Source organism: Micromonospora sp. NPDC002411, assembly GCF_053592955.1.
In genome coordinates this window covers 1-5,907 of sequence record NZ_JBSFBM010000380.1, presented here as the reverse complement: position 1 = coordinate 5,907, position 5,907 = coordinate 1, and the positions used below count along the sequence as shown (strand labels likewise).

Here is a 5,907-nt window from a genome sequence, read left to right as displayed (position 1 = left end):
CACGCCGGGGATGTTGAAGACGCCCTCGGTGATGATCGCGCCGCTCATCAGGTTGCCCAGCTCCACACCGAGGAAGGTGATGACCGGGATGAGCGCCGGAGCAGCTCGTCGCGGCGGCCCGGGAGCACTTCGGTCGGCTGGACGGCGCGTTGATCTCGGTCGGCGGCCCGCCGGCGGGCAACGCCGCGGCGATCACCGACGAGCAGTGGCGGCTCTCCTTCGAGACGGTCTTCCTGGGCACCATCCGCGCGGTCCGCACGGTCGCCGCCGCGCTGCCCGAGGGCGGCGCGATCGGGTTGGTGCTCTCCACCTCGGCCCGTGGCCCGGTGCCCGGCCTCGGCATCTCCAACGGTCTGCGGCCCGGTCTGGTCGGTGCGGCCAAGGACATCGCCGACGACTACGGTCCGCGCGGAGTCCGCGTGGTCGGGTTGCTGCCCGGCCGGATCATGACCGACCGCAACCGGGAGCTGTTCGCCGCCACCGGCGACCCGGAGCGTGCCCGCTCCGAAGCTGAGGCCAGCATCCCGCTGCGCCGCCTCGGTGACCCGGCCGAGTTCGGTCGGGTGGCCGCGTTCGTGCTCTCCCCCGCCGCGAGCTACCTCACCGGGATCACCGTGCCGGTCGACGGCGGCGCGCTGCGCGGGCTGTGACGACAGACCCGGGCCTCCCGTCAACCGTCCGGCACTCACGGCCTACCCGGGCGGAGCTGGCCGCCGCCGCGGACCGGACCATCCCCGACGTCCTCGCGCCGGGCCTGGAGGTGCTCTTCGTCGGCATCAACCCCGGCCTCTGGTCGGCCGCCACCGGTTGGCACTTCGCCCGACCCGGGAACCGGTTCTGGCCGGCGCTGCACGCGGGCGGGCTCACCCCCCGACTGCTGCACCCGAGCGAACAGGGCGAGCTGCCCGCCCTCGGGCTCGGCATCACCAACATGGCGGCCCGGGCCAGCGCCCGCGCCGACGAGTTGAGCACCGAGGAACTGCTCAACGGCGCGGCGATCCTGACCGACAAGGTGGCCCGCCACCGGCCGCGCTGGGTGGCGGTGGTGGGGGTGACCGCGTACCGGATCGGTTTTCAGCGGCCGAAGGCCACCTTCGGGCCGCAGTCGGAGACGCTGGCCGACGCCCGGCTCTGGGTGTTGCCGAACCCGAGCGGCCTGAACGCGCACTTCACACCGGTCACGCTGGGGTTGGCGTTCGCCGAGCTGCGGATGGCGACGGAGCTACCGGACCGCCGCATGCCCGCGACGACCTGACGAACGCCGGCCGGTCAGGTGGTCAACGCGGTGTGCAGCCGGCGGGCCTCCTTCACCAACCGGCTCGTGCCGCCGCGCGCCGCCACCTCCACCAGCCCTGGCACCTCGATGCGGACGCCGGTGACGCCGGCCGTCTCGGCGGCCAGGGCGAGCAGGTCGGGCGTGCCACGCGGTGCGGTCGGCCCGGCCAGCAACGGCGACAGCGCCGCGGCGAGGAGCCGCCACACACTCAGCCGAGCACCGGCCGCGACCGCGTCCCGCAGGGGTGTCACCGCCCGCGTCAGCGTCACCTGGTTGTCCGCCGCCAACGTGCCCAGCTGACCTCCGACGCCCGGGGCGTCCAGCTCACCGCCTGAGGCCAGCATCAGGAGAGCGTCGAGGGCGGCGACCCGGTCCGCCTCGTGTCGGGCGCACAACCCGTACGCCAGCGCCAGGTCGACGGCCGGACCGCCGACGCCTGTGCACTCGGCGAGTTGCGGCAGGACCGCGCCGAGCCCCTCGGCGTCCTCCTGCGCCGCGCTGGCGACACCCGGAAGCAGGCGAGCGGCGACCAGACCCCGATGCCCCGGCAGCAACGCCGGCCACAGGTCACTCCAGTCGGCGGGCCCCTGCCCGACCGGGCGGACCGGCACGGTGAGCAGGCCGATCGGGTCCGCCACGCCCTCCGGCGGACTGGTCGCGACGAGGGTACGCCGCACGGGCAGGTGGTCGTAGCCGTAGTCGAACCCGTGGCGACGCTCGCGCCGGCCGACGGTGACCACCTCCTGCACGGGCGCCGGTAGGGCTTCCCCGCGAAGCCAACCGGCCAGTTCGTCCCCGGCTGGCGTGCCGAGCGCCGCGGCGCGGGTGGCTAGGGCGTCGTCCACGCCGACGGGCAGCCGCAGCAGGGCCTGGGTGAGATCCCACCGCCAGACCGGCCGGTCGCCGAGCGCGTCCAACCGCTCGTAGAGGGCCGCCGGGTCGACGGCACCGGTGGTGGACGTCGGGGCGGCCAGCAGCCCGGGGTCGTCAGCGCCGTCCAGACGCTGCCCGATCTCGGCGAGCCGGGCGCAGTAGAGCTGCGTGAGCGGAGGCTGCCTGGACGGCTCGACCGTCGACCGGCGTCGGAAGAGCCGGTCCCTCCAGGTCACCGACTGGCCGAGGATGCGGGCCCATTGGTCGCGCCGATGGTGAGCCTCCGTCGGCGCGGCGACGGCCAGCAGCACACCGTTGAACTGGGCTCTCAGGTTGAACGCCGCCCAGCTGCCGTTGTGCGCGCGGATCTCCGCGCGTCGCAGCACCGGTGGCAGGGCAACCGCCAGCCCGTCCCGTTCGCGGGTGGCCAGTCGGACCAGCCCGTCGAGGACCCGCTCCAGCGTCAGCGCGGGCCACTGCCGACCGAGCAGCCCGGTGATCTCCTCCATAAGCTCGTCCACGTCGGTGATCGGCGGCGGCACGAGCGCGGGCGACACCGGCGGCGGCAGTTCGTCGCCGGCCACCGCCACTGCGACGGTGGCGACCGGCCGGTGGCCGTGTCGCTGCGCCAGGGCCAGCGCGCGGTCCCGCAGATCGGCGGAGGGTTGGGCGACACCCGACGCCAGGGCCTCGGCGATGTCGGCCGCCCGGTCGGGGTTCTGCCGGGCCAGTCGGTCCAACCAGGACAACTGGGCGCGCACCAGCGCCTTCTCCGGCCGACCCAGCACGACCCGCGCGGTGTCCACCACCGACTCGAGGTCCAGGTCGCCGCCCGTGTCACGCAGCGCCCGCTGCGCCAGGCCGGCGACCGGCCCCGGCGCGTCGGCGAGCAGCCGCAGGTACGCGCTCGCCCGCGCCGTCACCTCGGCCGGCGTGGGTGCCAGCAGGTCGTGCAGGGTGAGGAACGGACGCAGGGCGGTCGGCCGATCGCCGCGCAACAGGCGGCCGAGAACCCCGTCGAGCAGCGTGGACCGGTCGAGTCGCCCCTCCGTCGCCAGCGCGACCAACGCCGGGGGCACTCCCTGCCCGGCGCCGTTGAACGTCAGGTCGGTGCCGATCCCGTCCACCTCGAACAGCCGGGGCAGCAGAGCGTCCAGGTACGGGTCGGCGCGGAGCCGGTCGACAAGGGTCTGCGGCCGGCTCTCGAATCGCGCCATCCACAGCGACTGTGCCCAGCCGGCGACGAACGCGTCAGCCGTGGGCGGCGGTGCCTTCTCGGCCAGCAGCAGCCCGGCGATGAAGTGCCAACCGTCCCACGAGCGGCTGCGGGGCAACCGCTCGGCCAGCCGGTACGCCACCTCCGCCAACCAGGGCACACCCCGCAGGCGTGCCGCCGCGATCACCGGCTGCGGGTCGGCGTTGCCCAGCTCGACCGACCGCCGGCCGAGCAGGGCCGCGGTCTTGGTGGCGGTGCTCAACGTGCCCACCGCGGCCACCGCCAGGGCGGTCGCCTCCTTGTCCACCCACCAGGTGTCCCGCCGACGTCGCACATGGGCTGTCAGCTCGTCGCCGAGCGCCCGGCGGGCCGGCTCGTCCAACGTGCTCAGCAGCGCGCCGACGGCGGACACGTCGCCGAGGCTCAGGCACCTGAGGAGGTGGGTCACCACCCCACCTCCGCGACGGCGGGCACGGGCAGGTTTCGGTACGTCTGCACGGCGCACACCGTAGAGCAAGCGACCGACACGACGTCGACGACGAGCGGCCGACCCGGGCTCAGTTCGCGGCGGCGGGCGGAAGCACCTCGTCGGCGCGGTAGGTGCCCAGCGGCATGACCACCGGCTCGGGGCCGGTTGCGTCGACGAACGGGGTGGGCGAGTCGGCGACAGCGAACTGGGTCCGGTACAGCTCGGCGTAGAGCCCGCCGACGGCCACCAGTTCGTCGTGCCGGCCCCGCTCGACGACCCGCCCACCGTCCAGGACCAGGATCTGGTCGGCGTCGCGCACTGTGGAGAGCCGGTGCGCGATCACCAGGGCGGTACGCCCGGTCAATGCCACCGCCAACGCCCGTTGCACCGCCGCCTCGCTCTCCGAATCCAGGTGGGCGGTCGCCTCGTCGAGGATCACGATCGACGGTGCCTTGAGCAGCAGCCGGGCGATCGCGATGCGCTGCTTCTCGCCGCCGGAGAAGCGGTAGCCGCGTTCCCCGACGGTGGTGTCCAGCCCGTCGGGCAGTGCCCGCACCAGGTCGGCCACCTGGGCGCCGGCCAGCGCGGCCCAGATCTCGTCGTCGGTGGCGTCCGGCTTGGCGTAGCGCAGGTTCTCGGCGATCGTCTCGTGGAACAGGTGCGAATCCTGGGTGACCACACCGATCTCGTCGCGCAGGGACGCCAGCGTCGCGTCGCGTACGTCCACACCGCCGACCAGCACCTGGCCGTCGCTGACGTCGTAGATCCGGGAGATGAGCATCGAGAGCGTCGACTTGCCGGCGCCGGAGGGGCCGACCAGCGCGACCATCTGCCCCGGCTCCACGCTGAACGAGACGCCCTTGAGCACCGGCTCGTTGACGGTGCGGTCGAGCGTGGCGACCTCCTCCAGCGAGGCGAGGGAAACCTCGGCGGCGCTCGGGTAGCGGAATCGCACGTCGCGGAAGTCGACCCGGCCGGCCCCTCGGGGCACCGGCACCGCGTCGGGCTTCTCCACGATGCCCGGCTTGAGGTCGAGCACCTCGAAGACCCGGTCGAACGAGACCAGGGCGCTCATCACGTCCACCCGGACGTTGGAGAGCGCGGTGAGCGGACCGTACAGGCGGGTGAGCAGCAGCGCGAGCGTCACGACGGTGCCCGCGCTGACGCCGCCGGTCACCGCCAGCCAACCGCCGAGGCCGTAGGTGAGGGCCTGCGCCAGCGAGGCCACCAGCAGCATCGCCACGAAGAACGTGCGGGAGTACATGGCGGACTGGATGCCGATGTCACGGACCCGTTCGGCCCGACCGGCGAACCGGCGTGCCTCGATCTCGGGCTGACCGAAGAGCTTGACCAGCAGCGCGCCGGCCACCCCGAACCGCTCGGTCATCGTCGCGTTCATCTTGGCGTCGAGGTTGTACGCCTCCCGGGTGATGTCGGCCAGTCGCCGACCGACGCGACGGGCCGGGATGATGAAGATCGGCAGCAGCACCAGCGAGAGCGCGGTGATCTGCCAGGAGAGGGTGAACATCACCGCCGCGGTGAGCACCAGTTGGATGACGTTGCTGACCACGCCGGACAGGGTGGAGGTGAACGCCCGCTGGGCGCCGAGCACGTCGTTGTTGAGCCTGCTGACCAGGGCGCCGGTCTGGGTACGGGTGAAGAACTGCAACGGCATCCGCTGCACGTGGTCGTAGACCCGGGTGCGCAGGTTGAAGATGATGCCCTCGCCGATCCGGGCCGAATACCACCGTTGGGCGAGGGAGAGCAGCGCGTCGGCGACCGCCAGCGCGGCGATGAACAGGGCCAGGCGCACCACGAGCCGGCCGGCCTCGGTGCCGCCCCGGTTGATCGCGTTGATCACGTCACCGGCGAGCACCGGGGTGGCCACACCGATGATGGCGGCCAGCACCACGGTGGCCAGGAAGACGACGATGTCGCGCCGGTAGGGCCGGGCGAAGGCGACGATGCGGCGGGCCACGCCGCGCTTGAGCCGGTGGGTGGCGACCTCGTCCCGGTTGCGCATCGACCGGAGCATGCTCCACCCGGCCATGCCGCCTCCGGACATCGGGTTGG

General features: G+C 73.4%; 3 protein-coding genes and 2 pseudogenes. 2 read left to right on the top strand and 3 right to left on the bottom strand.

Annotation, left to right across the window (positions count from 1 at the left end):
• Positions 1–96, bottom strand: a pseudogene (locus tag ACWCO3_RS30135) (ABC transporter permease); the annotation flags it as partial.
• Here ACWCO3_RS30135 and ACWCO3_RS30130 point away from each other — a divergent pair.
• Positions 96–650 (top strand): annotated as a pseudogene (locus ACWCO3_RS30130) (SDR family oxidoreductase); the annotation flags it as partial. The pseudogenes ACWCO3_RS30135 and ACWCO3_RS30130 overlap by 1 nt on opposite strands.
• Positions 647–1,255, top strand: a complete 609-nt coding sequence (mug, locus tag ACWCO3_RS30125) for a G/U mismatch-specific DNA glycosylase (protein WP_145779880.1) — start codon at positions 647–649, stop codon at positions 1,253–1,255. The pseudogene ACWCO3_RS30130 and the gene mug, both read left to right, overlap by 4 nt.
• A gap of 14 nt (positions 1,256–1,269) precedes the next feature.
• On the opposite strand, the gene ACWCO3_RS30120 is transcribed toward mug, so the two are convergent.
• Together ACWCO3_RS30120 and ACWCO3_RS30115 are read right to left on the bottom strand one after the other, a co-directional pair.
• Entirely contained in the window at positions 1,270–3,813 is a 2,544-nt protein-coding gene (locus tag ACWCO3_RS30120) for a hypothetical protein (protein ID WP_450013265.1), read from the bottom strand.
• Positions 3,814–3,922: 109 nt separating this feature from the next.
• Positions 3,923–5,907: ABC transporter ATP-binding protein (locus tag ACWCO3_RS30115; protein ID WP_450013263.1), on the bottom strand; the 1,985-nt coding region annotated here is incomplete at its 5' end.